The organism is Aeromicrobium sp. Root495 (genome assembly GCF_001426755.1).
Taxonomy (GTDB): domain Bacteria; phylum Actinomycetota; class Actinomycetes; order Propionibacteriales; family Nocardioidaceae; genus Aeromicrobium.
Window position 1 is genome coordinate 463325 of sequence record NZ_LMFJ01000002.1, and the last position, 23719, is coordinate 487043.

At 70.8% G+C, this 23719-nt stretch carries 23 protein-coding genes; 6 read left to right on the forward strand and 17 right to left on the reverse strand.

Annotation, left to right across the window (positions count from 1 at the left end; translation table 11 throughout):
• Nucleotides 1–98: 98 nt before the first annotated feature.
• Genes ASD11_RS16320 through ASD11_RS16335 form a run of 4 tightly spaced genes read right to left on the reverse strand, consistent with a single transcriptional unit; the run spans nucleotide 99 to nucleotide 2875 of the window.
• Nucleotides 99–965: a fructosamine kinase family protein gene (locus tag ASD11_RS16320; RefSeq protein WP_056290012.1), complete on the reverse strand. Its 867-nt coding sequence runs from the start codon at nucleotides 963–965 to the stop codon at nucleotides 99–101.
• 10 nt (nucleotides 966–975) lie between these two features.
• Complete coding sequence (locus ASD11_RS16325; RefSeq protein WP_056290015.1) at nucleotides 976–1479, reverse strand: low molecular weight protein-tyrosine-phosphatase; 504 nt, start codon at nucleotides 1477–1479, stop codon at nucleotides 976–978.
• Nucleotides 1476–1862 (reverse strand): phage holin family protein, encoded by a 387-nt coding sequence (locus ASD11_RS16330; protein ID WP_056290018.1) that lies wholly within the window; start codon nucleotides 1860–1862, stop codon nucleotides 1476–1478. Before ASD11_RS16330 ends, ASD11_RS16325 begins: the two co-directional genes overlap by 4 nt.
• Nucleotides 1863–1921: 59 nt before the next feature.
• Nucleotides 1922–2875 carry an EamA family transporter gene (locus ASD11_RS16335; RefSeq protein WP_082554516.1) on the reverse strand — a complete coding sequence of 318 codons (954 nt, stop codon included), beginning with the start codon at nucleotides 2873–2875 and terminating at the stop codon, nucleotides 1922–1924.
• A gap of 31 nt (nucleotides 2876–2906) precedes the next feature.
• Between ASD11_RS16335 and ASD11_RS16340 the strand changes: the two genes are divergently transcribed.
• The 4 genes from ASD11_RS16340 to ASD11_RS16355 all read left to right on the forward strand — a co-directional run bounded on the left by ASD11_RS16340 (nucleotide 2907) and on the right by ASD11_RS16355 (nucleotide 7553).
• The gene (locus tag ASD11_RS16340; RefSeq protein WP_056290022.1) at nucleotides 2907–3968 is read left to right on the forward strand and encodes a histidinol-phosphate transaminase; all 1062 of its coding nucleotides are present in this window, start codon (nucleotides 2907–2909) and stop codon (nucleotides 3966–3968) included.
• 132 nt (nucleotides 3969–4100) lie between these two features.
• Nucleotides 4101–5234, forward strand: coding sequence for a pyruvate dehydrogenase (acetyl-transferring) E1 component subunit alpha (gene pdhA / locus ASD11_RS16345; protein WP_056290026.1), 1134 nt, complete (start codon nucleotides 4101–4103; stop codon nucleotides 5232–5234).
• Complete coding sequence (locus ASD11_RS16350) at nucleotides 5231–6205, forward strand: alpha-ketoacid dehydrogenase subunit beta (protein ID WP_056290029.1); 975 nt, start codon at nucleotides 5231–5233, stop codon at nucleotides 6203–6205. Before pdhA ends, ASD11_RS16350 begins: the two co-directional genes overlap by 4 nt.
• Before the next feature lie 10 nt (nucleotides 6206–6215).
• Nucleotides 6216–7553: a dihydrolipoamide acetyltransferase family protein gene (locus ASD11_RS16355; protein ID WP_056290031.1), complete on the forward strand. Its 1338-nt coding sequence runs from the start codon at nucleotides 6216–6218 to the stop codon at nucleotides 7551–7553.
• A 22-nt stretch (nucleotides 7554–7575) separates the two neighbouring features.
• Here the strand turns inward: ASD11_RS16355 and ASD11_RS16360 are convergent, their stop codons facing one another.
• Nucleotides 7576–8166 carry a DUF1684 domain-containing protein gene (locus ASD11_RS16360; RefSeq protein WP_056290492.1) on the reverse strand — a complete coding sequence of 197 codons (591 nt, stop codon included), beginning with the start codon at nucleotides 8164–8166 and terminating at the stop codon, nucleotides 7576–7578.
• Nucleotides 8167–8227: 61 nt separating this feature from the next.
• Here ASD11_RS16360 and ASD11_RS16365 point away from each other — a divergent pair, with 61 nt between their 5' ends.
• Nucleotides 8228–9505, forward strand: coding sequence for an MFS transporter (locus ASD11_RS16365; protein ID WP_235503384.1), 1278 nt, complete (start codon nucleotides 8228–8230; stop codon nucleotides 9503–9505).
• Nucleotides 9506–9583: 78 nt separating this feature from the next.
• Here ASD11_RS16365 and ASD11_RS16370 read toward each other — a convergent pair whose 3' ends face one another.
• The 4 genes from ASD11_RS16370 to ASD11_RS16385 all read right to left on the reverse strand — a co-directional run bounded on the left by ASD11_RS16370 (nucleotide 9584) and on the right by ASD11_RS16385 (nucleotide 12233).
• Entirely contained in the window at nucleotides 9584–10078 is a 495-nt protein-coding gene (locus tag ASD11_RS16370) for a GNAT family N-acetyltransferase (RefSeq protein ID WP_056290034.1), read from the reverse strand.
• Nucleotides 10079–10191: 113 nt separating this feature from the next.
• Nucleotides 10192–11118, reverse strand: a complete 927-nt coding sequence (locus tag ASD11_RS16375) for an oxidoreductase (protein WP_056290036.1) — start codon at nucleotides 11116–11118, stop codon at nucleotides 10192–10194.
• Between the two features lie 57 nt (nucleotides 11119–11175).
• A complete protein-coding gene (locus tag ASD11_RS16380; RefSeq protein ID WP_056290497.1) occupies nucleotides 11176–11718 on the reverse strand; it encodes a DinB family protein in 543 nt (180 codons plus the stop codon).
• The gene (locus ASD11_RS16385; RefSeq protein ID WP_156464853.1) at nucleotides 11715–12233 is read right to left on the reverse strand and encodes a hypothetical protein; all 519 of its coding nucleotides are present in this window, start codon (nucleotides 12231–12233) and stop codon (nucleotides 11715–11717) included. The genes ASD11_RS16380 and ASD11_RS16385 overlap by 4 nt, the downstream gene beginning before the upstream one ends.
• A gap of 121 nt (nucleotides 12234–12354) precedes the next feature.
• Between ASD11_RS16385 and ASD11_RS16390 the strand changes: the two genes are divergently transcribed.
• Complete coding sequence (locus tag ASD11_RS16390) at nucleotides 12355–12765, forward strand: DoxX family protein (RefSeq protein ID WP_056290042.1); 411 nt, start codon at nucleotides 12355–12357, stop codon at nucleotides 12763–12765.
• 61 nt (nucleotides 12766–12826) lie between these two features.
• Here the strand turns inward: ASD11_RS16390 and ASD11_RS16395 are convergent, their stop codons facing one another.
• The 8 genes from ASD11_RS16395 to eccCa all read right to left on the reverse strand — a co-directional run bounded on the left by ASD11_RS16395 (nucleotide 12827) and on the right by eccCa (nucleotide 23692).
• Nucleotides 12827–14707 (reverse strand): acyl-CoA dehydrogenase, encoded by a 1881-nt coding sequence (locus tag ASD11_RS16395; RefSeq protein ID WP_056290045.1) that lies wholly within the window; start codon nucleotides 14705–14707, stop codon nucleotides 12827–12829.
• 198 nt (nucleotides 14708–14905) lie between these two features.
• Nucleotides 14906–15352 (reverse strand): hypothetical protein, encoded by a 447-nt coding sequence (locus ASD11_RS16400; protein ID WP_056290048.1) that lies wholly within the window; start codon nucleotides 15350–15352, stop codon nucleotides 14906–14908.
• Complete coding sequence (locus ASD11_RS16405) at nucleotides 15349–15795, reverse strand: hypothetical protein (RefSeq protein WP_056290051.1); 447 nt, start codon at nucleotides 15793–15795, stop codon at nucleotides 15349–15351. Before ASD11_RS16405 ends, ASD11_RS16400 begins: the two co-directional genes overlap by 4 nt.
• Nucleotides 15792–18467: a TPR repeat region-containing protein gene (locus ASD11_RS16410; RefSeq protein WP_056290054.1), complete on the reverse strand. Its 2676-nt coding sequence runs from the start codon at nucleotides 18465–18467 to the stop codon at nucleotides 15792–15794. Before ASD11_RS16410 ends, ASD11_RS16405 begins: the two co-directional genes overlap by 4 nt.
• Nucleotides 18468–18564: 97 nt before the next feature.
• Nucleotides 18565–18924, reverse strand: a complete 360-nt coding sequence (locus ASD11_RS16415; RefSeq protein ID WP_056290056.1) for a hypothetical protein — start codon at nucleotides 18922–18924, stop codon at nucleotides 18565–18567.
• An 8-nt stretch (nucleotides 18925–18932) separates the two neighbouring features.
• Entirely contained in the window at nucleotides 18933–19238 is a 306-nt protein-coding gene (locus tag ASD11_RS16420) for a hypothetical protein (RefSeq protein WP_056290058.1), read from the reverse strand.
• Nucleotides 19239–19264: 26 nt separating this feature from the next.
• Complete coding sequence (locus ASD11_RS16425) at nucleotides 19265–19624, reverse strand: hypothetical protein (RefSeq protein WP_056290061.1); 360 nt, start codon at nucleotides 19622–19624, stop codon at nucleotides 19265–19267.
• 72 nt (nucleotides 19625–19696) lie between these two features.
• Entirely contained in the window at nucleotides 19697–23692 is a 3996-nt protein-coding gene (gene eccCa, locus ASD11_RS16430; protein ID WP_056290063.1) for a type VII secretion protein EccCa, read from the reverse strand.
• Nucleotides 23693–23719 lie beyond the last annotated feature (27 nt).

The following is a 23719-nucleotide window of genomic DNA, read 5'->3' on the forward strand; positions in this document are numbered from 1 at the left end:
CACCTGACGCCCCCGCAGCGGTGAGCCTGTCACCGCTCCGACGTGCCGATGGGTGACACACTCACCGCCCTGGGGACCCGGGCCGCGGAGGAGGCGGGTCAGGCGGAGAGGGCGGCCTGCGCGGCCGCTGCGGCACGGCTGCCGTACGAGCCGCCGAACAGCACGGCGTGCACGAGGAGCGGGTGCAGCTGGTGCAGCGGCACACGGTCCTGCCAGCCGTCGGCGAGGGGAGCGGCCTCGTCGTAGGCATCGATGACGCGCTGGAGGTGGGGCAGCCCGAAGAGCGACAGCATGGCGAGGTCGGTCTCGCGGTGACCACCGTGCGCAGCGGGGTCGATGACCCAGGCGGTGTGGTTGGTCCCCCACACGACGTTGCCCGACCAGAGGTCGCCGTGCAGGCGCGCCGGCGGCTCCGCCGGTCCGGCCAGCTCGTGGATGCGGCGCATGGCCTGCTCGATGACGGCTGCCTCGTCGGAGGTGAGTGCGCCTCGGTCGACTCCGGCGCGGACGTACGGCATGACCCGGCGCGACGCGAAGAACTCGGGCCACGTGGGCAGGGGCCGGTTGGGCAGCGGCGCGAGGCCGATGAAGCCGTCGACGTCGAGCCCGAACGTGTCGGCGCCCGCCGCGTGGGTGGCGGCGAGAGCCCGTCCCAGACGCTCGGCAGAGTCGCCCGAGGGCTTCTCGGACTCCACCCAGGCCAGGATGATGCAGTCGTCCGCGACGGACAGCACCTCGGGCACGGGAGCGCCGCCGGCCTCGGCGAGCCAGCGCAGGCCCGCGGCCTCGCGCTGGAAGAAGCCCGTGGGCGGGTGCGGCCTGGTCTTGATGACGGCGTTGCGACCGTCGGTGAGGCGCAGACGGGTGGTGGTGCAGATGTCGCCGCCGGCGACGGGCGTCGTGGAGATGACGCCGTGGCCCAGCAGCGTCTCCGCGCGGTGCGCGGTTCCTGTCATGCGAGCCATGGACTCGACGTTACCGCGCGTACCGGTCGCGCAGGTCCGGCAGCCGCTCGAGGAGGACGTCGACGGTCCGCTCGACCATCGCGAGCACGTGCTGGAAGCCCTCGTCGCCGCCGTACCAGGGGTCGGGGACCTCGTCGTCACCCTCGCCGGACTCCGGGTCGAAGGAGCGGAAGAGCACGGCCCGGCCGGCCGCCGCCACCGTGGGTGCCTGCTCGACCATGTCGGCGAGGTTGCTGTGGTCCATCGCGAGCATCAGGTCGGTCTCGGCGTAGGTGTCGACGGAGAACGTCCTGGCCCGGTGCCGGGTGGGGTCGTAGCCGGCGGCGCCCAGGGCCGCAGCGGCCCGGGGGTCCATGCTCTCGCCCTCGTGCCAGCCGCCGGTGCCCGACGACGTGACCACGACGTCGTCGATGCCGGCGTCCTGGAGGCGCGACTCGAGGACGACGTGGGCCATGGGCGAGCGACAGATGTTGCCCAGGCACACCAGCTCGACGCCCCAGGGAGAGCTCGTCATGCGGGGTTCTTGACGCCGCCACCCAGCAGGGCGTTGACGACCGAGATGACGACGGACGCGAGGACGGCCCAGCCGAAGCTCTCGATGTGGAACGCGACGTCGAGGGCGTCGGCGATCGTGGACGTGAGCAGCAGCAGGAGTGCGTTCACGACCAGGAGGAACAGGCCCAGCGTCAGCACGATGAAGGGGAGCGAGAGCAGCTTCACGACCGGTGCGATCCACAGGTTGATGGCGGCGAACACGGCCGAGATGACGGCGAGCGCGACGAGCTGCTCGGACATCGAGTCGGCGTCGCTGCCGATGGACATGTGCGTGCCGAGGAGCCAGGCGGCCACGGACAGGGCCGCGGCGCTCAGGACCCACGAGGTCAGGAAGCGTGACATGGGTCCAGTCTGCCGGATGCCCGGCAGTCGGGCGTGGTCCCGTGGAAGGCGTTCCAGCGCTACTGAGCGGGCGGGAGCGCCGGCTCCGGCGCCTCGACCCGGGCGGTCTGCGCCAGAACGATCCCGAGCAGGACGGCGGCCATGCCGGCGAGCTGGAGCGGGCTGAGGGCCTCCTCGAACCAGGCCCAGCCGACGGTGGCGGCCATGACGGGCTCGAACATCGCCACCACGCTCACGACGGTGGCGGGAAGGCCGCGCATCGCGAGCAGGAACAGGAAGAAGGGGACCACGGTGCCGAGCACGACGATCCAGAGCATCGGGATCCAGGCGGGGACGGAGTACTCGGAGAACCGCCCGAGGAGGGAGGCGTCGGCGCCCAGCGCGTCGGCGGTCCACACGGGTCGGACGACGTTCATGACGACGGCGGCCACGGCGAACGACCACAGGATGTAGCGCAGGGGCTCGTCGGACACGGCATCGTCCTCGCCGAGCAGGAAGTAGGCGGCGAAGCACACCGCGGCGGCGAGGGCCATCACGACGCCGAAGCCGTCGAAGGCGAGGCCGTCCCAGACCTGGCTGACCACGGCGAGACCCACGAGCGTGAGCCCGAGCGCCGGCCAGACCCGGGAGTGCACGGCCTGGTGGCGGCCGAAGCGCACCCACAGCACCACCAGCACGGGACCCAGGTACTCGAGCAGGAGCGCGATCCCGAGCGGCAGGCGGTTGATCGCGATGTTGTACGTCCACTGCAGGCCGGCGATGCCGACCACGCCGAGCGCCAGGACCAGGACGAGCCGGCGACCCCGCGGGACCCGCAGGGCGGAGCGGTCCACGACGAGCGCCACGACCACCAGGACGAGCAGTCCGGCCGTGATGCGCAGCGTCGTGAACGTGGCCGTGTCCGTGCCCGAGCGAAGGGGGACGCGGGACATCCCGGCGTTGAGCCCGAAGAGGGTCGCGGCGGTCAGCACGAGCACGTAGGCCAGCAACGGGCTCGTGGGTCTCAGGCGCACCCGAGCATCCTCCCAGGGCTACCCTGCCGACATGGCCGCACCCGTCCCCCGCCCCGCGATCGATGCCGTCCCCGCCTACCGTCCCGGCCGCCCGGCATCCGACGACGCACTGAAGCTCTCGAGCAACGAGAACCCGTTCGGCCCGCTGCCGAGCGTCGCCGACGCGGCCGCCGCGGAGCTGCGCCGCATCAACCGCTACCCCGACGCCGGGATGACGCGGCTCTACGGCGCCCTCGAGCAGACGTCGGGCATCCCGGCCGACCGCTTCGCCGCAGGGACCGGGTCGGTGGCGGTCCTCTACGGGCTCCTGTCGGCCTACTGCTCGCCGGGCGACGAGGTGGTCTACGCCTGGCGCTCGTTCGAGGCCTACCCCATCGCCGTGGAGTTGAGCGGCGCCACCTCCGTCCGTGTCCCGCTGCGCGAGGACGGGACGCACGACCTCGAGGCCATGGCGACCGCCGTCACGCCGCGGACCAAGGTCGTGCTGGTCTGCACCCCCAACAACCCGACCGGGCCGGTCGTGCGGCACGACGACCTGATCGCCTTCCTGGACGGGGTGCCGGAGGACGTCGTCGTGGTGGTCGACGAGGCCTACGTGGAGTTCGTCCGCGACCCCGACGCGGCGCGCGGCCTCGACGTGGTGCTGGAGGAGCGACCCAACGTGGTGGTCCTGCGCACCTTCTCCAAGGCCTACGGCCTGGCCGGCCTGCGCGTGGGCTACCTGTGCGGTCCGGCCGCGATCGCCGAGGCGGTGCGCAAGACGACGCCGCCGTTCAGCGTCACCGACGTGGCGCAGGCCGCCGCCGTCGCGTCGCTCGCCGCCGTCGACGAGCTGGCCGAACGGGTCGACGCCGTGGTCTCGGAGCGGACGTCGATGCTGGCGGCGCTGCGGGCCCAGGGCTGGTCGGTGCCCGACAGCCAGGCCAACTTCGTGTGGCTGCCGCTGGGCGACGACGCGCTCGACTTCGCGGCCGCCGTCGACCCCATCTCGGTCCGGGCCTTCGCGGGTGAGGGCGTCCGGGTCACGGTCGGGGACCCGCAGGTCAACGCGCGCCTGGTCGAGGGCGCCGCACGCTGGATCACGGGGCGCTGAGCGGTTACCGTGGACCCAGGTGTGACACCCGTCACCCCCGTGTGAGTCGGCCGGACCCGCCACCCCTGGGTCCCACGGCTCGCAGCTTCGCCTCCGCCTCGGTGATCCCGGGCCGGCAGACCGAGGAGCTCCATGAGCGATCCCGCAGTCCACGCACCCGTCCTCCAGCTGCTCACGCCTGAGGGGGAGCGCAGCGCGTCCGCCGGGCAGGACCCGGCCATCCGCTTCGACGGCGACGACGACACCGTCCGCGCGCTCTACCGCGACCTCCTGCTCGTCCGCCGCATCGACACCGAGGCCCACGCGCTGCAGCGCCACGGTGAGCTCGGGCTCTGGGCCCCGTGCCTGGGTCAGGAGGCGGCACAGGTCGGCTCCGGACGGGCCCTCTCGCCCCAGGACTTCGCGTTCCCCACGTACCGCGAGCACGGCGTCGCCTGGTGCCGCGGCATCGACCCGGCCCGCCTGCTCGGACTCTTCCGCGGCGTCGAGCTCGGCGGCTGGGACCCGGCCGAGACGGGCTTCGGCCTCTACAGCATCGTCATTGGCGCGCAGACGTTGCACGCCGTGGGCTACGGCCTCGGACTCACCATGGACGGCGTCGTGGGTCACGACGCCGCCGCCGGCACCGAGGGCACGGACGCCGCCGTCATCGCCTACTTCGGTGACGGCGCCACGAGCCAGGGCGACGTCAACGAGGCGTTCGTCTGGGCGGCCTCGTTCCAAGCGCCGGTCGTCTTCTTCTGCCAGAACAACCAGTACGCCATCTCGGTGCCGCTCGAGCGTCAGACCCGCGTGCCGCTCGCGCAGCGCGCCCAGGGCTTCGGCTTCCCCGGGGTGAGGGTCGACGGCAACGACGTCCTCGCCGTCCAGGCCGTCACCGAGTGGGCGCTCGACCGGGCCCGCTCCGGCCAGGGCCCCGTCCTCATCGAGGCGGTCACGTTCCGGATGGGAGCCCACACCACGTCCGACGACCCCTCGCGCTACCGCGAGCAGGCCGAGACCGACGAGTGGAAGGCCAAGGACCCGCTCCTGCGGGTCGAGCGATACCTGCGGTCGGTCGGCACCGACGACGCGTTCTTCACCGACCTCGACGCCGATGCCGAGGCGCTCGGCGAGCACCTGCGCTCCGTGTGCCGCGCGATGCCCGATCCCGACCTCGCCGCGATGTTCGACGTCGTGCACGCCGAGATCACGCCCGAGCTGGCGGCCCAGAAGGCCGAGCTGCTCGCCTACCGGGCGGGCTTCGAGCCGGAGGTGGCCCGATGAGCACGCGCACCCTGAGCATCGCCAAGGCGGTCAACGCCGGCCTCCGCGCCGCGATGGAGCACGACGAGAAGGTCCTCGTGATGGGCGAGGACGTCGGCCGTCTCGGCGGCGTCTTCCGCGTCACCGACGGTCTCCAGAAAGACTTCGGCGAGCACCGGGTCATCGACACCCCGCTCGGCGAGTCCGGCATCGTCGGCGCCGCCGTGGGCCTCACGTTCCGGGGCTACCGCCCCGTCGTGGAGATCCAGTTCGACGGGTTCGTCTACCCCGCCTACGACCAGATCGTCAGCCAGGTGGCCCGTCTCCACGCCCGCAGTGGTGGCCTCGTCACCATGCCGGTCGTCATCCGCATCCCGTTCGGCGGTGGCATCGGCGCGGTGGAGCACCACTCCGAGAGCCCCGAGGCGCAGTTCGCGCTCACCGCCGGGCTCAAGGTGGTCTCACCGTCCAACGCCCACGACGCCTTCTGGATGATCCAGCAGGCGGTGGCCTCCGACGACCCGATCGTCTTCATGGAGCCCAAGCGGCGGTACTGGGAGAACGGCGAGGTGGGCGACGAGCCCCATCCGCTCCACGCCTCGCGCGTGCTCCGCCGCGGCTCGCACGCCACCCTCGTGACCTACGGACCCATGGTCCGCACGTGCCTCGACGCGGCCCAGGCTGCCGCCGCCGACGGCATCCAGCTCGACGTCATCGACCTCCGCACTCTCTCCCCGCTCGACCTCGTGCCGGTGCTGGAGTCCGTGCGTCGCACCGGTCGCCTCGTCGTGGTGCACGAGGCCGCGCGCACGCTCGGCCTGGCCGCGGAGGTGGCCACCCGGGTGCAGGAGGAGTGCTTCCACTCCCTCGAGGCCCCGGTGCTGCGCGTCACGGGCTACGACGTCCCCTATCCGCCGAGCCGCGTCGAGGAGGAGTACCTGCCGGACCTCGACCGGGTGCTCGACGCCGTCGACCGCTCGCTGGCGTTCTGAGGAGGCGGAGATGAACGCGAGCACCTTCAACCTCCCCGACGTCGGAGAAGGCCTCACCGAGGCAGAGGTCGTCACGTGGCGCGTGGCCGAGGGCGACGTCGTCAAGGTCAACGACGTCCTCGTCGACATCGAGACGGCCAAGTCCATCGTCGAGCTGCCGAGCCCCTTCGCGGGGACCGTCACCGGCCTCCTCGTGGGCGAGGGCGAGACCGTGCCGGTGGGAACACCCATCATCACGATCGGCGCCGCGTCGCCGGCTGCCCCTCCACAGGACCAGGACCCGCCGTTCGAAGCTCCTGCAGAGACCCGCCAGCCCGTCCTCGTGGGCTACGGGCCCCGGTCCGGCGCCACCACGCGCCGACGCAAGAAGTCGGCCTCACCGGTCGAGCCCGTCGAGGCCCTTCGACAGTCGCCCCCAGACGCTTCGGTCCCGGGAGGAACCTCCCAGGGGGCGAGCGCGGCTCAGGGAGCGAACGGCGTGCGGGTGCTGGCGAAGCCGCCGGTCCGCAAGCTCGCGAAGGACCTCGGCGTCGACCTGGCGTCCGTCCCGGCCGCGGGGCCCATCGTCACGCGGGCCGAGGTGGAGGCCTTCGCCCGCGGCGCCCAGCCGCAGGCGGCACCCACGCCCACGTCTGCTCCTTCCGTCGAGGGAGACGTCCGCGTCCCCGTCAAGGGCGTCCGCAAGGCCACCGCCGAGGCCATGGTGGCCTCGGCCTTCACCGCGCCCCACGTCACGGAGTGGGTCACGGTCGACGTCTCCCGGACCGTGGAGCTCGTGGACCGGCTCAAGGCCGACCGTCGCTTCGCCGACGTCAAGGTCACGCCGACGCTCCTCGTGGCGCGGGCCGTGTGCCTCGCGCTGCGTCGCACGCCCCAGCTCAACGCGTCGTGGGACGAGGCGGCCCAGGAGATCGTGCTGCGAGCCGGGGTGAACCTCGGCGTCGCGGCGGCCACCGAGCGCGGCCTCGTGGTCCCGGTGGTGCCGGCAGCGGACCGCATGAGCCTGGCCGACCTCGGCACGGCGCTGGGCGAGCTCACCCGCACCGCGCGCGAGGGCCGCACGCAGCCGGCGCAGATGAGCGGCGGCACGTTCACCCTCACCAACGTCGGCGTCTTCGGCGTCGACGGCGGGACGCCCATCCTCAACCCGGGCCAGTCGGGGATCCTCGCGGTCGGGGCCATCGCCCGTCGGCCGTGGGTGGACGAGAACGACGTCGTGGTCCCGCGCTGGGTCACCACGTTGTCGGTGAGCTTCGACCACCGCGTGGCCGACGGCGAGCAGGGCTCGCGGTTCCTCGCCGACGTCGCGGCGATGCTCCACGACCCGGCCCTGGCGCTCACCTTCTGAGCACCGGCACCGCGGGTGGGCGTCAGGACAGGCGCTCGCCCGCGGTGACCGACGACCCGATCGTGTTGCCCGGAGCAGCGAGCGGGCAGCGCCAGCGGTCGTCGTACCGGCACGAGGGGTGGTACGCGAAGTTGAGGTCGAGGACGAGCTCGTCGTCAGTGCCCCCGAGCCACGAGCCCTTGGCCGTGTCGAGCACGTAGCGGCCCGCGCCGTAGCTCTCGCGTCCGCTCGTGCCGTCCTTGATCGGCACGAAGAGCCCACCGGCGTACTGGTGCATGCGCCAGACGTCGAGACCCTCGCCCTCGGGCAGCGTCGCGCGCCCGACGCGCCGCATCACCAGCGATCCGTCGTCCCCTGTGTCCAGGACCCGTTCGTCGTCCTCGGCGGCAACGACGGGCACCACGAGCCGCCAGTCGGTGTCGTAGGGCCAGTACGGCAGGCCCGTCTCCCGCAGCGGGTCACGCGCCGGGAGGGGCGACTGCGGGTGGGTGCGGAACAGCTCGTCGCGGCCTGATCGCCAGCGGGCATGGGCCCGGTCATGATCGGCGTCGGCGCGCACTGCGGCGTAGAGGTCCGCGACGCGGAGCCGCCAGTCGACGAGGGAGGCTTCCATGGCCGTCACGCTGCCACATCCTGGGGCGGTCCGCCGGAGGCCCCGGTCCTAGACTGACGAGGTGACCACGGCAGGCTCGACCCCCGCGGCGCGGGCGGGAAGGTCGGCCGTCCCCATCTGGCTCGTGGGTCTGTCGGTGTACCTCCTCGCCGTGTTCCACCGGTCCTCGCTCGCCGTGGCCGGCCTTGCGGCCGGCGACCGGTTCGGGATCAGCGCGGCGCAGCTCTCGACGTTCGTCATGCTCCAGCTCGTGGTCTATGCGGGGATGCAGATCCCGGTGGGCCTGCTGCTGGACCGCTTCGGGCCGCGACGCCTGCTGATCCTCGGCACCGTCATCCTCACGCTGGCTCAGACCGGCTTCGCCTTCGCGGACTCGTATCTCGTGGCCCTCGTGGCCCGCGTGTTCGTGGGGCTCGGCGACGCCCTCACGTTCGTCTGCGTCCTGCGCCTCGTCAACACCTGGTTCGCACCTCGCCGCATCCCGGTCGTCACGCAGATCACCGGGGTGACGGGACAGCTCGGCGCGGTGCTCGCCGCGGCGCCGATGGCCTGGGCCCTGCGCGAGCAGGGGTGGACGCCCACCTACCTCACGGCGGCCGGCATCGGAGCGGTGCTGCTCCTGCTCGTGGTCCCCGTGGTGCACGACTCGCCCCAGGAGCGGTCGGCCTCGGGCCCGGCTCTCGCGTGGTCCACGATCCGCTCCAGCCTCGCCGCCTCCTGGGCCCACCCCGGCACCCGGCTCGGCTTCTGGACCCACTTCACCACCCAGTTCAGCGCCACCACCCTCGGACTGCTCTGGGGCTACCCCTTCTTCGTGCGTGGTGAGGGGAGGACGCCGGGCGAGGCCGGGTTCCTGCTGACGATGCTCGTGCTCTCCCTCATGGTGGCGGGCCCTCTCATCGGCTACCTCATCACGCGCGAGCCGTGGCACCGCTCGTCGCTCGTGCTGGGCATCGTGTGGTCGATCGTCGGGGCATGGACCGTCGTCCTGGTCTGGCCGGGCAACGCCCCGTGGTGGTTGCTGCTCGTGCTCGTGGTGGTCACCGGGATCGGCGGGCCGGCGTCGATGATCGGGTTCGACTTCGCCCGGTCCTTCAACCCGCCCGACCGGCTGGGTGCCGCGACGGGCATCGTCAACCAGGCCGGCTTCGTCGCCAGCCTCGTGCTCGTGCTGGCCATCGGCTTCGTTCTCGACTGGCGCACGCCGGGGAGCAGCACCGCGTACACGCCGGAGGCGTTCCGCTGGGCGATGTCGGTGCAGTACGTGCTCTGGGCTCTCGGTCTCGTGCAGATCTGGCGCTACCGGCGGCAGACCCGCGCCCAGGTCCCGCGCTCGTAGGCTCCCGTGGGTCGGCTTCGTGGTGCAGGCGCAGGACAGCCCCCGGAGCATCGCTCCGGGGGCTGCTCCGAGTGAAGGTCAGGCGGCGTCGGGCTGACGCACGAACATGACGTTCGTGGTGCCGTTGTGCTCCAGCTCGCCGACGGGCTCGAAGCCGCGTCCGCGGTGGAAGGCCAGCGAGCCCTCGTTGTGGTCGTAGACCTCGAGGGCGACGGGCTTGTCGCCCTCGATCTCCTCGTAGAGACGCGAGGCCACGCCCTGGCGACGGTGGTCCTCGGAGACGACGATGCGGTCGAGGTATACGTAGTCGTCGAGACGCTTCTCGAACCAGTCGTAGCGGCTCGAGTCATAGGTGGCGCCCGTGGGGAGCGTGATGACGAACCCGGCGATGTCGCCGTCGTCGTCGAGCACGAGGGCCTGGTCGGCCTGCTTCACGAGCAGCGCGAGGTCCTCGCGGTCGAGCGGACCGACACCCTCCAGGGCTGTCTGGTTGATCTCCACCACGGTGTCGAGGTCGGACGGGCGGATGTCGCGCACCGTCATCTGGTCGGCCGGGGTCGTCGTCTCAGTCATGTCTAGGCTCATCGAATTCGACGTTACGTCAACCTGGCGCGCCTGGCCACCTGAGAGGGGTCCGCCATGAGGCATCTCACGAAATTCGTGTGATGCGGGTCACGTCTGGGCGGTCAGACCCGGAACGACAGCCCCGTGGCCTGCTCGGAGGCCGTCCAGAGGTTGGCCGCGAGGTCGGCGTCGCGGGCCCAGCGCGTCATGCCGGAGAGCTCGGGAGCTCCACGGGTGCCACCGAGACCGCGAGGTCCGTAGTACTCGCCGCTCTTCGCCGCGGGATCGGTGGCGGCGCGAAGCGTCGGCAGCGCTCCGGCGGCGGCCGACTGCGAGAACGGCTTGCTCACCTGGGCGAAGGCCGAGCCCAGGACGGGGTTGCCCATGGCCACTCCGGTCTTCTGCAGGTTGGTGGAGGCGACACCGGGGTGCGCGGCGATGCTGGCGATGCCCGAGCCCGCCGCCTCGAGCCTGCGGTGCAGCTCCTGCGCGAAGATCAGGTTGGCGAGCTTGGACTCGGCGTAGGTCTGCCAGCGGCGGTACTTGCGCGGCGACCCCTCGGGGGTGAGGGCGCGCAGGTCGAGCCCGGTGGCCTGCTTGTGGGCGATGGAGCTGACCGAGACCACGCGGGCGTCGGGCGCGAGGTTGGGCCAGAGTCGCGCGTTCCAGGCGAAGTGGCCGATGTGGTTGGTGCCCATCTGCAGCTCGAAGCCGTCGACCGTCCGCGACTCCGGGGGCACCATGATCCCGGCGTTGTTCACCAGCAGGTCGATGCGCTCGTACCGCTCGGCCGTGGTCTCGGCGGCCTCCTGGACCGACCCGAGGTCGGCGAGGTCGAGGGCGATGACGTCGAACGTGCGGCCGGGCAGCTCCTTCTCGAGCCGGGCCACGGTGTCGGCGGCCTTCTGCTCGTTCCGCGCGGTGACCGCCACGTCGGCGCCGTGACGGGCCAGCTCGAGCGCCGTGTAGAAGCCGAGGCCTCCGGTGGCGCCCGTGACGATGGCGCGGCGACCGCTGAGGTCGGGGATGTCGGACTTCTTCCAGGTCATGCCGTCACCGTAGCGGCGACGTCCTGGCCCCGCTGGTCACTGGGTGGCGCCACGCGGCTACTGGCCGGTGCGACCGTCGATGCACTCGCGCAGGAGATCGGCGTGGCCGACGTGCCGCGCGTACTCCTCGATCATGTGGACCACGAGGTCGCGCACGCTCACGACGTCGTCGACGCCCGGGACGGGCAGCTGGGTGGCCAGCTCGGACTCGGGCAGGGCGTCGAGCCAGGCGGCGGCCTCGGCCGTGACGGCGTCCCAGCGGGCGAAGGCCTCGTCGAGGCACTCCTGCGTGCCGAAGGCCTCGTTGAAGTCGGCGTCGCGGTCGCCGTCGTGTCGGTACGGGCGCGGGACGGGGCTGCCCTGGGCGACGACCCGGAACCAGTAGTGCTCCACGGCGGCGAGGTGGCGTACGAGGCCGAGCAGGCTCATCGTGCTGGGCGGCACGCTCCGGGTGGCGAGCTGCTCCGGTGTGAGGCCGTCGCACTTGAGGCGCAGGGTGATCCGGTAGTTGGTGAGGTACTCGGCGTAGGTGGCCTTCTCGCCCTCGGGGTTGCCGTAGGTGCGGGGGTCGTCCTCGTCGGTGGTCCAGACGTCGCTCATGACTCGACGGTAGGCCGAGAGCGCCGGCACCACCAGGTCCAGCCGGCGAGCGCGAAGCCGGCCAGGGACGACAGGATCCCGATGCCCAGCCCCAGCCGCTGGCGGTCGGTGAAGCCCTCGACCGCCGCCACCGCGTACGTGGCCGGATCGGTGGCCCGGTCCTTCGGGGCGCAGGCCACCTGGACGTCCTTGCCGCCGTCGGGCACGAAGCCGATGAGCGTCCAGACCGTCCCGTCGCGTGTGACGGTGAGGGTCAGGGACGCGTCGTCGACCTGCTTGGACTCCGAGCCCTTGGGGCCGTTGCGGTAGCGGCACCGGACGTCGCGGTCGGTCTGGGGCACGTCGGTGAACACGGCGACGGACCGGTTGGGTGCGTCGACGGGTGAGGTGGAGGGCTGCAGCGTCGCTTCGCGGACGAGGTTCCAGGAGGTGCCGGCGGTGGCCACGCCGACCATCCAGCCGCCGAAGATGAGCACGATGGCCACCAGGTACCAGCCGGTCTTCACAGGACGCACCGCCTCACTCTGGCACACGTCCACCACGAAGTGGCCCCATGACACCGCGGCGCGGGCGCTTGACGCTGCCGAGGGCTGCGCGCGAAGATCCTTGAAAACTCAATGACCTGGAGGTCATCCCATGGACGAGGTCTTCCTCATCTCCCGCATCCTGTTCGCCTACCTGGTGATCGGCTCCGGCATCGGCCACCTGACCGCCACCGGCGCGATGGCCGGCTACGCCGAGTCGAAGGGTCTCTCCAACGCCAAGACGATGGTCCAGGTGAGCGGCGTCGCGCTCCTGGCCGGTGGCATCTCGGTGCTCCTCGGCATCTGGGGCGACATCGGCTCGCTGGGCCTCGCGATCCTCTTCCTCGTCATCGCGGTCGTCATGCACGCGTTCTGGAAGGAGTCCGACGCCCAGGCCAGGCAGGCCGAGATGGTCAGCTTCAACAAGAACGTCTCGCTCGCCGGTGGTGCGCTCGCGCTCTTCGTGCTGCTGTCGAACGACTTCGCGCCGTACACGATCACGGGCTCGCTCATCAACTGGTGACCCGACACGAAGGCGCCCCGGCTCGATGAGCCGGGGCGCCTTCGTGCTGTTCAGCTGCGGATCAGAACGCAGCCTCGTCGAGCTCCATGATGCTGTCGTCGATGTTCTCGGCGAGCGCGCGCTCCGAGGCCAGCTTCGGCAGGATGTTGCGCGCGAAGAACGAGGCCGCGGCGACCTTGCCCTCGTAGAACGACTGCTCCGTGCCGGTGGCGCCGGCGTCGAGCGCTGTCTGCGCCACGGCCGCACCGCGCAGCAGGAGCCACGCGACGGTGAGGTCGCCGAGCACGTAGACGAGACGGGTCGTGTTGAGACCGACCTTGTAGATGTTCTTCAGGTCGCCCTTCTCGTCGGCCGGGTTGGACGCCATGAGGTCGTTGAAGACCGCGCCCAGGATGGCCTGCGTGTCCTCGAGGCCCTTGGCGAGCAGCTCGCGCTCGACCTTGAGGCGGCCGTTGCCGGCGTCGCCCTGGGCGAACTCCTGGATCTCGTTGGCGAGGTGACCGATGGCGCGGCCCTTGTCCTTCACGATCTTGCGGAAGAACAGGTCCTGGCCCTGGATGGCCGTGGTGCCCTCGTACAGGGTGTCGATCTTGGCGTCGCGCACGTACTGCTCGATGGGGTAGTCCTGCAGGAAGCCGGAACCACCGAAGGTCTGGAGCGACTCGGTGCCCAGCACGACCCAGGAGCGCTCCGAGCCGTAGCCCTTCACGATCGGGAGCAGGAGGTCGTTGACGGCCTCCTCGAGCGAGGCGTCCTCGCCGCTCTTGGCCTTGAGCGTGATGGCGTCCTGCCACGTGGAGGTGTAGATGGCGAGCGAGCGCAGGCCCTCGGCGAACGCCTTCTGCGTGAGCAGCGAGCGGCGGACGTCGGGGTGGTGCGTGATGGTGACGCGCGGGGCCGTCTTGTCGGCGGCCTGCGTGAGGTCGGCGCCCTGGACGCGCTCCTTGGCGTACTCGAGCGCGTTGAGGTAGCCGGTGGACAGCGTGGCGATGGCCTTGGCGCCCACCATCATGCGGGCGTTCTCGATGACGCGGAACATCTGGTTGATGCCGTCGTGCACCTCGCCGAGCAGCCAGCCGCGAGCGGCCTGGCCCTCGCCGGTGGAGGAGTCTCCGAAGGTGACCTCGCACGTGGTGGACACCTTGATGCCCATCTTCTTCTCGACGTTGGTCACGTAGGCGCCGTTGCGCTCGCCCGTGAGCTCGCCCGTCTCGACGTCGAAGTGGTACTTGGGGACCAGGAAGAGGCTCAGGCCCTTGGTGCCGGGGCCGCCGTGGCCCTCGACGCCCTGGGGGCGGGCGAGGACGAGGTGCATGATGTTCTCGGCCATGTCGTGCTCACCCGAGGTGATGAAGCGCTTGACGCCCTCGATGTTCCAGGTGCCGTCCTCGTTGGGGAAGGCCTTGGTGCGGCCGGCACCCACGTCGGAGCCCGCGTCGGGCTCGGTGAGCACCATGGTGGCGCCCCAGCGTCGGTCGACCATGTGCTGCGCGATCTTGACGTCGCGGTCCTGCGTGCCGTTCTCGAAGACGATGCGCGCGAAGGCGGGGCCGCAGGCGAACATCCAGATGGGCGGGTTGGCGCCCAGGACGAACTCGGCGGAGGACCACACGAGCGAGTTGGGGGCCGTCTGGCCGCCGAGGGCCTCGGGCACCTGGAGGCGCCACCACTCGGCGTCCATCCACTTCTGGTAGCTGTCGGCGAAGGACTTGTTCATCGTCACCGAGTGCGTGGCGGGGTCGTAGACCGGCGGGTTGCGGTCCGAGTCCTCGAAGGAGTCGGCCAGGTCCTCGCGGGCGGTGCGCTCGATCTCGCCGAGGATGCTCTTGGCGGTGTCGACGTCGAAGTCCTCGAAGATGCCCTGGCCGTAGACCTCGCCGCGGTCGAACAGCTCGAAGAGGTTGAACTCGATGTCGCGCTGGTTGCTCTTGTAGTGGCTCATGCCGTGCTCGTTCCTTGTCGCATAGTCAGGAATCCGGGGGGTCGTCCGGTGCCGTTGACGTCGAGACGGTCCGACGGCTACCGGCGGGTAACTTAAGTATCCGTCGTACCTGGGTCAGAACACAAGTCCTGCGGTGTGAGGTTCAGCGCGTGACGACTTCGAGGGAGCTCGACCGCTCGGGACTGAGGGCGCCGCACGTCACCGTGCGGGCCAACCGCCCTCCGTCCGGGCCACGCCTGCCTGGGTCAGGCCGTCGAGGCAGTCGTCGCGCCTCTCCAGCGAGGCGGTGTCCTGGAGCAGGCCCTTGGCACGCAACGCGTTCAAGAGCTCCTGGGTGCGCTGGGCTCCGGTCCCCCCACTGGCCGGCGGGTCGCGGAAGTCGAACACCTGGACCCGACCGGCGCGGCGGCTGGTGTCGGCCCACGCCGGGAGGTCGTCCGTGGTGAGACGGCCGCTCTCGAGCCACGCGCGGGTCGCCTGGACGGTGCAGTAGAGGTTGCCGTAGGAGCCGAGGTCGAAGCAGCCGTTCGAGGTGCCGGCACCGCACGGCGCACGGGACGCCGTGGAGTCGTCGTCGCACCCGGAGACCGCCAAAAGGAGCAGGACCGCCGTGACCGCCGAGAGAAGACGACGGGAGGGCGTCACCGGTCGGCCAGGTAGCCAGGACCGCCCTGCGACCTCTCCACGTCGGCGTCGGTGGTGCTCTCCATGCAGCTCTCGACCTCGGCCGGGTCGAGCTCGACGCTCTTGAGCCCGGGCGACGACAGCAGGCGACCCACGAGAGCGGCCGAGCTGTCGGAGGGCTGCTTCGTGAAGTCCACGATGCGTGGCGTCCCCTCGACCTCGGTCCGGTCGGCGAACGAGGGCAGCTCCGAGCGCTCGAGCTCGCCGTCGTCGATCATCTGGCGCAGCTGCTGGACCTGGCAGTACGAGTCCAGCGACGCGACCGACGTCGCGAGCGTCGAGGCCGGGGAGGGCTCTGCGGGCTCGGACCCGTCGTCGGACTGACAGGCCGTCAGCACGAGCACGGCGGCCGCGCCCACCAGCAGCCTCCCGAGCGCACGGGAGGCGACGGCGCAGGAGGTCACGGGCGACCCCAGTCGTCCTGGTCGAGGAAGTCGTCCTTGTTGAGCTTGTCGGCCTGGTCCAGCTTGTACTGGTCGTTGTACCCCTTGTAGGTGGAGTGAAGCTCGGTCGTGAAGTTGGTGTAGACGGAGTCCTGGTGCGGCGGGTTCTGGGAGAAGTAGTCGCTGAAGAAGTCGATCGCCGCGCCCTGCACGTTGGCGTTGGAGGTGCCCTCGGGGTTGGCCAGCGACGCGGGCAGGTCGGCTCGGTCGATCCGGCCGGAGTCCACCAGCGCGTCCACCATGGCGAGCGTGTTGTTGGTGGTCACGTTGGCGCCGTCGGCCTGCCAGTCCGGCAGCTGCTCGGCGTTGGGCTCGGGCATGTGCTCGGCCGTCAGCAGGTTGGACAGCAGGGTGTTGCCCACACCCGCTGCAGGCCCGAGGATGTCGCCGGCGCCGGGGATCTTCCCGGCCAGGGTCGCAGCGATGCCGGAGGCGATCTTCATGTTGCGGACCCGCTCGGCCTCCTGGTCGTCGGCGTTCAGGCCACGCTCCTGCGCCTCGTTGATGAGGGCGGCGTCCCACAACCCCTGCAGGCGTCCGTTCTTGTCACCCAGCACCAGCGTGTTCTCGGTGGTGGGGTGCTCGGACCACTCCCGGATGGCGTCCTGCTGGTAGGCGGCGACGTACGCACTGAGCCGTCCGGCGCCCCGGTCGTAGTCGAAGGAGGACGGCTGACCCGTGTCGGCGTCGCCCACGTGGTCGCTCGCGATGTAGGTCATGAGTCGGATGCGGTCGCCCTCCGAGAGCGGGCTGCCGCTTGCTCCGTCGGTCCCGGACTCCGAGGCGAACTCGTCGAGGTGGTCCGAGAAGGCGTCGGCGATCTCACGGGTGATCAGCGTGTTCCGGTAGGCGGCGGACTCGCCCTCGCCGCCCATCAGGTGCCGGAAGTTCCCGTCCTCCGTCGACGTGATGTCCTGACTCAGCTTGTCGAAGGCGCGGTCGGCGCGTTCCACGGCGGCCGGGTCGTCCGAGACGGCGTCGTCGTGGATCCAGGAGTACATCTGGGCCGCCTTGGCCTCGTCGCCGTTCTCGAGGTCGAACGGCTGGTCGAGGATCGTGGCGTTGAAGTCCGAGCGGTAGTTGGGCGGCACGTCCTCGCCCGCCACGAGATCGGCCGTGGCGTCGCGGTTGCGGCTGGTCATGTCGAGCACGTCGGCGAGGAGCCCCGTGTTCCAGGGGTCCTGACGGTCGCCGCCGGGCTGGTTGGCCCAGAAGTCCTCGGAGTTGGCGGTGGACGTGGCGGCCGATGACGCCATCTGCTTGGCCAGGTCGTCGCCGGGGGCGGCGTCGCCGTGCACCATGAGCTCGGCCAGGTCCTGGAAGTCGCCGGCGTCGTCGAACGTCCAGTAGGCGCCGCTGATGCTGCCCTTCATCTCCGAGGAGAAGACCTGCTCGGCGTCGTGACGCAGGTCCTCCGGCAGGTCGGTGTACCCGCCGCCGAAGTCCTCCTGCGACGTGTTGAGGATGGCGTTGGCGTACGCCTTGAACATGTTGGACTGCTGGCCGTCGCTGTAGCCGTCGCCCTCGTGGTACTCGAAGTGGGTGCCGTCAGAGACGGTGTAGCTGGTGGTCCAGCGGTGCTTGTCGTCCTTGATGTAGTCCTGGATGTCGCTCTGCTTGTCCCACGTGTCGGCGACGAACTTCTGCAGGTAGTCCTGGGCGCCGGTCACCGAGGCGTTGCGCGCCAGGTCGATGCCGTTCTTGGCCGCCCAGGGAGCCAGCAGGGCGAGCCCGTTGTTGACGTCCTGCACGTTCTCCATGGCCGAGAGGAACCCGGCGGGGCCGGAGCTGTTCGCGTCGTCGAGCGCGCGGACGACCCGGTCGGCGTCGGCCTCGCCGTCGTCTGCGTCCACCCGGGGCAGGGCCAGCGAGATGATGGCGGCCTGCAGGTCCTCGCTGGGGTGGGGCACCTCCATCCACTGCTCCAGCAGCTCGGGGTTGGCCTCCCGGAACGCGAGTCGCTCCTCCTCGGTCATGAGACCGGCGTTGACGCGGTTCTTGTAGTACTGGAACTTGTCGTCGGCGTTGAGCGTGAGGCCGGGCCACAGGCTCGCCTGGGTGAGCGGGATGAGGCCCGCGAGCACGAGCGACCTCACGTCGGCCTCGGTGGGCCCTGACTCGAACTTGCCGGCGACGGAGTCGGCCTCGGTCTCGAGCGTCTCGAGGGCGCGGTCGTAGCGGCCCTGGAGCTTGGCCTTCTCCTGGGCCTTGATCTCGGGGTACGTGAGCGGATCCGGTGTGTCGGCGCCGTCGCCGCTCCCCTCGTCCTCGGACGGACTGGGCTGGGCGTTGAAGCGCGCCGTGGTGTTGGCGTTCAGCTCCTCGCTGAGCGTCGTGACCGTCGAGTCGAAGGTGGAGACCGTCGCCGCGAAGCTGGTGAGCAGTCCGATGGCGTAGGTGCCGTTCTGGGCCAGGCGCCGGGCCGCGTTGGTGGCCGGCTCGAGGTTCATCTGGGTGGCGTCGGTGACGTCTCCCTCGATGTTGCTCGCCACGGCGGCATCGTCGTCGGCCAGGTCGCCGATGAGCGACTGCACCGTGGCGGTGTGTGCGGTGGGATCGTCGGCCGCGCTCTTGATCTTGTCGGCGGTCACGCCGCCATGGAGCTCTGCGTAGTCCTCGAAGTCTGCAACCATCGGAAACTTCCCCCCAGAAGTCGTGTGGTGGTGGTCGTTCACGAACGAGGGGCACGGCGCGTGGTCGCGCCGTGCCCCTGCTCGGTGCCAGGTCTGGTCAGACCTGGCGGTTGATGCGGTCGCCGATCTCGGTGTCGAGACCGATGTCGGCCTGGAGGGCGCGGGCGCCCTCCTCGTCGTTCGAGCGCGCCGTGGAAGCCACGTTGGACACGTTGTTCCCGCCGGTGTCCAGGTGCACGCCGAGCTGGTTGCTGTCGTCGACCAGGTGGTCGGTCACGAAGCTCGAGAGAGCGCTCTTGATCCGACCGTGCCCGACCGTGCCCGAGGCCGAGTCGAGCCCGGTGCTGAGACCTCGAGCCGCCGCGCGAGCGCCCTCGGAACGGCCCGCGATCTTGCGGCCGGTCCCGTGGAGACCGTCGACGTCGACGCCGGTGACGTTCGAAGAACCCTCACCCATGACGAGCCTCAGATGTTCCGGAGCGACTTGTTGGCAGCGTTCTGCACGTTGCTGACGAACTCGTCGGTCTTCTCGACCGTCTTCTGAGCCGTGCGGTTGATGCCCGAGTCGATGTCGGTGGCGTGACGGCTCGTGGAGGTGCGGATGGCGCTGAGCTGCTCGGAGCCGACACCGTCCTCGCTCATCCGCTGCAGGTGTGCCTGCTGGCGGTCGACCTCGTCGTTGATGTTCTTGGCCGAGCCCGCGTTGCTCCGCGTGGCGTCGGCGTGGTTCTGGATGGAGGCGCGATCGACGCGCAGCTGATCTCCGGACATGGTGTTCTCCTGACGTCTCTCGGGCCTCAGGCCCGGTTGATCTTGCTGTGAAGGTCGGAAGCAGCCTGGTCGAGTGCGTTGGACTCGGCGGCCTGGCCGGAGGACGCCTCGTCCTCGTGCGCGGCGGTCTGCTTGACGTAGCGGGCGCCGCCCTCGGCGTTGGCCGTGTGGAGCAGCGCGGCTGCACCCAGGTTGTTGGCGGTGGCCGTGGAGCCGTTGGCCGCCTGCGTGGCGAACGCACCCTTGTTCTGGCCCTGGAGCTCGGACGTCTGCCCGTGCTGCTTCTTGGCCAGGCCCTGGACGCCCTCGCCGGAGCCGGCGACGCTGCGGTGGCCCGCGATGGCGCCCTCGTAGCCCTCGGTCAGTGAAACGCGATCTGCGGTCATGAATCCCCCTGAATTGATGCGACAGTCCATTCAGGGTTGCACAACTTCGGATGGAGCGAAAGCGCAACCGGTTCAGGTCGTGTGATGTTCATCATCGACCTGGGCCGTCTGCACGAGCGAGGCGGCGCCGTCGCGCGTGACGTAGAGGGCGCGGCCCTTGGGCAGGCGCCGCGAGGCGTGCCCGCCGATGAGACGTCCCTCCATGCGGTCGCCGGAGAACATGAAGCCGGGTGCGCTGAGGTCGATGAGTCGCTGGATGAGCGGGTCGAAGACAGCGCGGCTCATGCCGCCGGTGCGGCGGGTCAGGACGAGGTGGAAGCCCAGGTCGCGGCCCTGCGGGAGCAGGTCGACGAGTGCCGTGAGCGGATCGCCCTGCGAGGTGGAGACGAGGTCGTAGTCGTCGACGATGACGAAGACCTCGAGACCTTCCCACCAGGTGCGCGTGCGGAGCTGCTCCGACGTGACGTCGGGACCCGGGATGCGGGCGCGGATGGCGCCGGCGAGGTCCTGCGCCGTCTTGGTGGCCTGCTCGGCGCCGGTGGCGTAGGCCAGCAGGTACTCCTGCGGCACGACGTCGAGGAGGGAGCGCCGGTAGTCCACGACGGCGATGCCGATCTCTTCGGGCGAGTGGCTCGAGACGAGGTTGTGGATGATGAGCTTGAGCAGGTTGGACTTGCCCGTCTCCCCGTCGCCGTAGACCTGGAGGTGCGGGTCGGCGCCCCACAGCTCGATCTCCGCAGGGCCGAGGTTGATCTCGGAGAGGCCGACCAGCACACCCTTGTCGCCGAGCTTGATCTCGGGCAGGTCGGCCATCCCGACGTGGCGCGGGAGGACCTGCACGCGGGCGACGGCCTGATCGCCCCAACGCTCCTTGACGGCCTCGATGAGCGTCCGCTGGGCGTCGTCGAGCACCGAGGGGTCGTCCTCGACCCCGTCGGGGATGGCGAGCACGGGCAGCGCGGTCTGGAAGATCGTGGCCGACTTGCGGCTGCCGGTGATGCCGCGCCCCATCATGTCCTTGGGGATCTGCTCCATCACGGCGCGCTCGAACTCGGAGTCGTACGCGTCGTTGAGGCGCAGCTCGAGGCGACCGCCCATGGAGCCCTGCATGCGCATGCGGACCTGCATGGCCTGGGTGACCGTGACCACGACGTGGACGCCGAAGTTGGTGCCTCGTGCGGCGATGTCGGCGATGGCGTAGTCGAGGTCGTCGTACTCGTCGCGGAACGTGCCCCAGCCGTCGACGACGAGGAACACGTCGCCCGGCTCACCCTCGGGGAGGGTGCCGGCGGCCCGGGCCCGGCGGTAGGCCGCCATGGAGTCCAGGCCCTTCTCGCGGAAGAGGGACTCACGACGGTTGAGGACGGCGCGGACGTCGTTGACGGTCCGGGTGATGCGCTCGGGGTCGACCCGCGAGGTCACCGACGCGACGTGGGGCACGCCCTCGAGCGCCGACAGCGAGCCGCCGCCGAAGTCGATGCAGTAGAAGCTCACGGCGCCGGGCGCGTACGTCATGGCCATGGACATGATCATGGTGCGCAGCAACGTGGACTTACCGGTCTGCGGGGACCCCGTGATGATGAGGTTGGCACCGCCACCGGTGAAGTCCCACTCGAGTGGGAACTGGTCCTGGTGCTTGGGGTCGTCGACGAGGCCGAGCACCGCGTGGCAGGAGGAGTCCGGCTGCGAGTCGCCCACCTCGACGAGGGACCCCAGGGGCAGCCGCGAGGGGAGCGGGTCGAGCCAGACCGGCCGCACGCGGTCGCGGCCCGAGGTCTCGATCTGCTCGCAGATCACGTCGAGGACGCTGCTCTTGGCTCGCGGGTCCGTGGCGGTGGCCTCGGCGGCCTGCGCGGCCATCTCCATCTTCTCGAGGGCGGCGGCCTGCTGGGCCAGCCAGGCGCCCAGGCCGTTGGTGGCGACGTAGGGCACCACCGGCACGGCGGTCTTGGGGCCGTCGGTGGGGGGCACGTAGGGCGACGACACGAGGGCTGCCTTGAAGCGGTCGAACACGGTGGTGTCGACCTTGAGGTAGCCCGAGCCGGGCTCCGGAGGAAGGTGGAACGCGTCGGGCACGCCGATGGCGTCGCGGCTCTCGCTCTCGGAGAACGTGCGCAGGCTGATGCGGTAGGACAGGTGGGACTCCAGGCCGCGGATCTTGCCCATCTCGAGCTTCTGCGTGGCGAGCAGCAGGTGGACGCCGATGGATCGACCGATGCGGCCGATGGCCACGAACATCTCGGCGAAGTCGGGCTTGGCGGTGAGGAGCTCGGAGAACTCGTCGACGATGACGAGCAGGTGGGGCAGCGGCTCGAGGTCCTCGCCGGCGTCGATCCGGTCCTGGTAGGCCGTGACGTTGGGCAGGTTCCCGGCGCGCTTCAGGATCTCCTGGCGGCGCTGCATCTCGCCGTACAGCGCGTCGCGCATCCGGTCGACGAGCGTGAGGTCGTCCTGGAGGTTGGTGATGCTGCCCGCGATGTGCGGGATCTGCTCCATGGACGCGAACGTGGCGCCGCCCTTGAAGTCGACGAGCATGAGGGCGAGCCGGTCGGGTCCGTGACCGATGACGAGCGAGCTCACGAGCGTGCGCAGCATCTCCGACTTGCCGGCGCCGGTGGCACCCACGACGAGCCCGTGCGGGCCCATGCCGCCGTGCGCCGACTCCTTGAGGTCGAGCACGACGGTCTGGCCGTTGGTGCCCACGCCGATGGGCACGCGGAGCAGGTCGCGCAGGGCGCGCTGCTGCCAGGAGCGCCGGAGGTCGAGGTGGGCCGGGTCGGCGACGCCCAGGATCTCGGTGAGACCGACGGTGTCGGAGAGGCCCTCCCCACCCATCTCCTCGGCGGTGAGGCGCAGGGCCGACAGCTGCCGCGCCACGGAGGACTCGAGTCCCGGTGCCGGGACGTCGAGCCGGAACGCGGTGGGGTGGGAGGCGGCGGTGACGGAGCCGTCGGCCGCGATCTCGAGGCGGTCGTCGACCGTCTCGGGCTCGTCGCGGGCCACGTCGAGGAGGTGGACGACGTGCACGCCCAGCAGCGCGAGCGGGACGTTGGGATCGGGCGAGGAGAGGTGCTGGCCGGCCTGCAGGCCGTCGTTGTCGACGATCACGACGAGGTGCGAGCTCTGGGAGAACTGTCCGCCGCGGGAGCGGGAGTGCCGGTCGAGACGCTGCTCCAGCTCCGGCGCCAGCAGCTCGGCCATGGCAGCCACGGAGGAGGTGACGCGCCGCGACGGGACGTCGCCGTCGGTGCGCGTGGGGTCCTGGACGTGGGGCAGCCACTTGGTCCAGTCCCACGCCGAGGCGGCGTCGTCGGAGCGGACCACGGCGAGGGCGACGTCGTGGGGGGAGTGGAGGGTGGCGACCTGCAGCGCGAGGTGCGTGGCGAGGGCGCGGCGGGCCTGCGGGTGACCGATGACGCTCACGTTCCCGCGCGGTGCGAGCGGCAGCACGATGGGCTGGTCGCGCAGCGCGGCGTAGCGCTCCTGGAGCTCCTGCGCGGCCTGAAGGCAGACGGGGTCGAAGTCGTTGAGCGGGCCGGTGTCGGCCTCGAGGGTGAGCCCGGACGCGAGCGGCACCTCGCCGGTGCCGACGCGCAGCGCCAGGAAGTCGGGGTGGCTCGGCCGACGCTCCCAGCGCCGGCCGTCGTCGCGCGCGACGTCGAGGAGCTGCTCGACCCGGGGATGGCGCCAGGCCTGCTCGGCGCGCTGACCCGCGATCTGGTCGCGCACCGAGTGCCGCAGGGCCTCCACGTAGTCGAGGTAGCGCTCTCGGCTCTCCCGCACCTGGCGCTTCGTGCCGCTGCGCTGGCTGATCATCATGACGAGGCCGATGGCCACCGAGCCGATGAGGGCGAGGACGGCCGCCACGGCGACGATGGGACGGTCGCGCTGCGTGATGGCCACGGTGAGCGAGCCGGTGCCGCTCATGATGGGCATCATCATCATGCTGGCGCCCGCCATGGCCGGCGCCGCCTGGCCCTTGTTGGGCGGCGGCTCGATCTGGATGGGCTCGCTCGTGGTGGTGGGTGGCTCGATCCTCGCGGGTCGGCGCACGAGCGTGGTCGTCATGGTCCCCCTGGACTCGTTCCGTGGCCG

Coding starts and splice junctions, on each gene's coding strand:
- ASD11_RS16330 (WP_056290018.1), bottom strand. CDS start 1,862: ATGTCACGCTTCCTGACCTCGTGGGTCCTGAGCGCCGCGGCCCTGTCC.
- ASD11_RS16340 (WP_056290022.1), top strand. CDS start 2,907: ATGGCCGCACCCGTCCCCCGCCCCGCGATCGATGCCGTCCCCGCCTAC.
- ASD11_RS16420 (WP_056290058.1), bottom strand. CDS start 19,238: ATGTCCGGAGATCAGCTGCGCGTCGATCGCGCCTCCATCCAGAACCAC.
- ASD11_RS16380 (WP_056290497.1), bottom strand. CDS start 11,718: ATGAGCGACGTCTGGACCACCGACGAGGACGACCCCCGCACCTACGGC.
- ASD11_RS16320 (WP_056290012.1), bottom strand. CDS start 965: ATGGCTCGCATGACAGGAACCGCGCACCGCGCGGAGACGCTGCTGGGC.
- ASD11_RS16395 (WP_056290045.1), bottom strand. CDS start 14,707: ATGAGCCACTACAAGAGCAACCAGCGCGACATCGAGTTCAACCTCTTC.
- ASD11_RS16425 (WP_056290061.1), bottom strand. CDS start 19,624: ATGACCGCAGATCGCGTTTCACTGACCGAGGGCTACGAGGGCGCCATC.
- ASD11_RS16415 (WP_056290056.1), bottom strand. CDS start 18,924: ATGGGTGAGGGTTCTTCGAACGTCACCGGCGTCGACGTCGACGGTCTC.
- ASD11_RS16350 (WP_056290029.1), top strand. CDS start 5,231: ATGAGCACGCGCACCCTGAGCATCGCCAAGGCGGTCAACGCCGGCCTC.
- ASD11_RS16410 (WP_056290054.1), bottom strand. CDS start 18,467: ATGGTTGCAGACTTCGAGGACTACGCAGAGCTCCATGGCGGCGTGACC.
- ASD11_RS16355 (WP_056290031.1), top strand. CDS start 6,216: ATGAACGCGAGCACCTTCAACCTCCCCGACGTCGGAGAAGGCCTCACC.
- ASD11_RS16390 (WP_056290042.1), top strand. CDS start 12,355: ATGGACGAGGTCTTCCTCATCTCCCGCATCCTGTTCGCCTACCTGGTG.
- ASD11_RS16375 (WP_056290036.1), bottom strand. CDS start 11,118: ATGACCTGGAAGAAGTCCGACATCCCCGACCTCAGCGGTCGCCGCGCC.
- ASD11_RS16370 (WP_056290034.1), bottom strand. CDS start 10,078: ATGACTGAGACGACGACCCCGGCCGACCAGATGACGGTGCGCGACATC.
- ASD11_RS16325 (WP_056290015.1), bottom strand. CDS start 1,479: ATGACGAGCTCTCCCTGGGGCGTCGAGCTGGTGTGCCTGGGCAACATC.
- eccCa (WP_056290063.1), bottom strand. CDS start 23,692: ATGACGACCACGCTCGTGCGCCGACCCGCGAGGATCGAGCCACCCACC.
- pdhA (WP_056290026.1), top strand. CDS start 4,101: ATGAGCGATCCCGCAGTCCACGCACCCGTCCTCCAGCTGCTCACGCCT.
- ASD11_RS16360 (WP_056290492.1), bottom strand. CDS start 8,166: ATGGAAGCCTCCCTCGTCGACTGGCGGCTCCGCGTCGCGGACCTCTAC.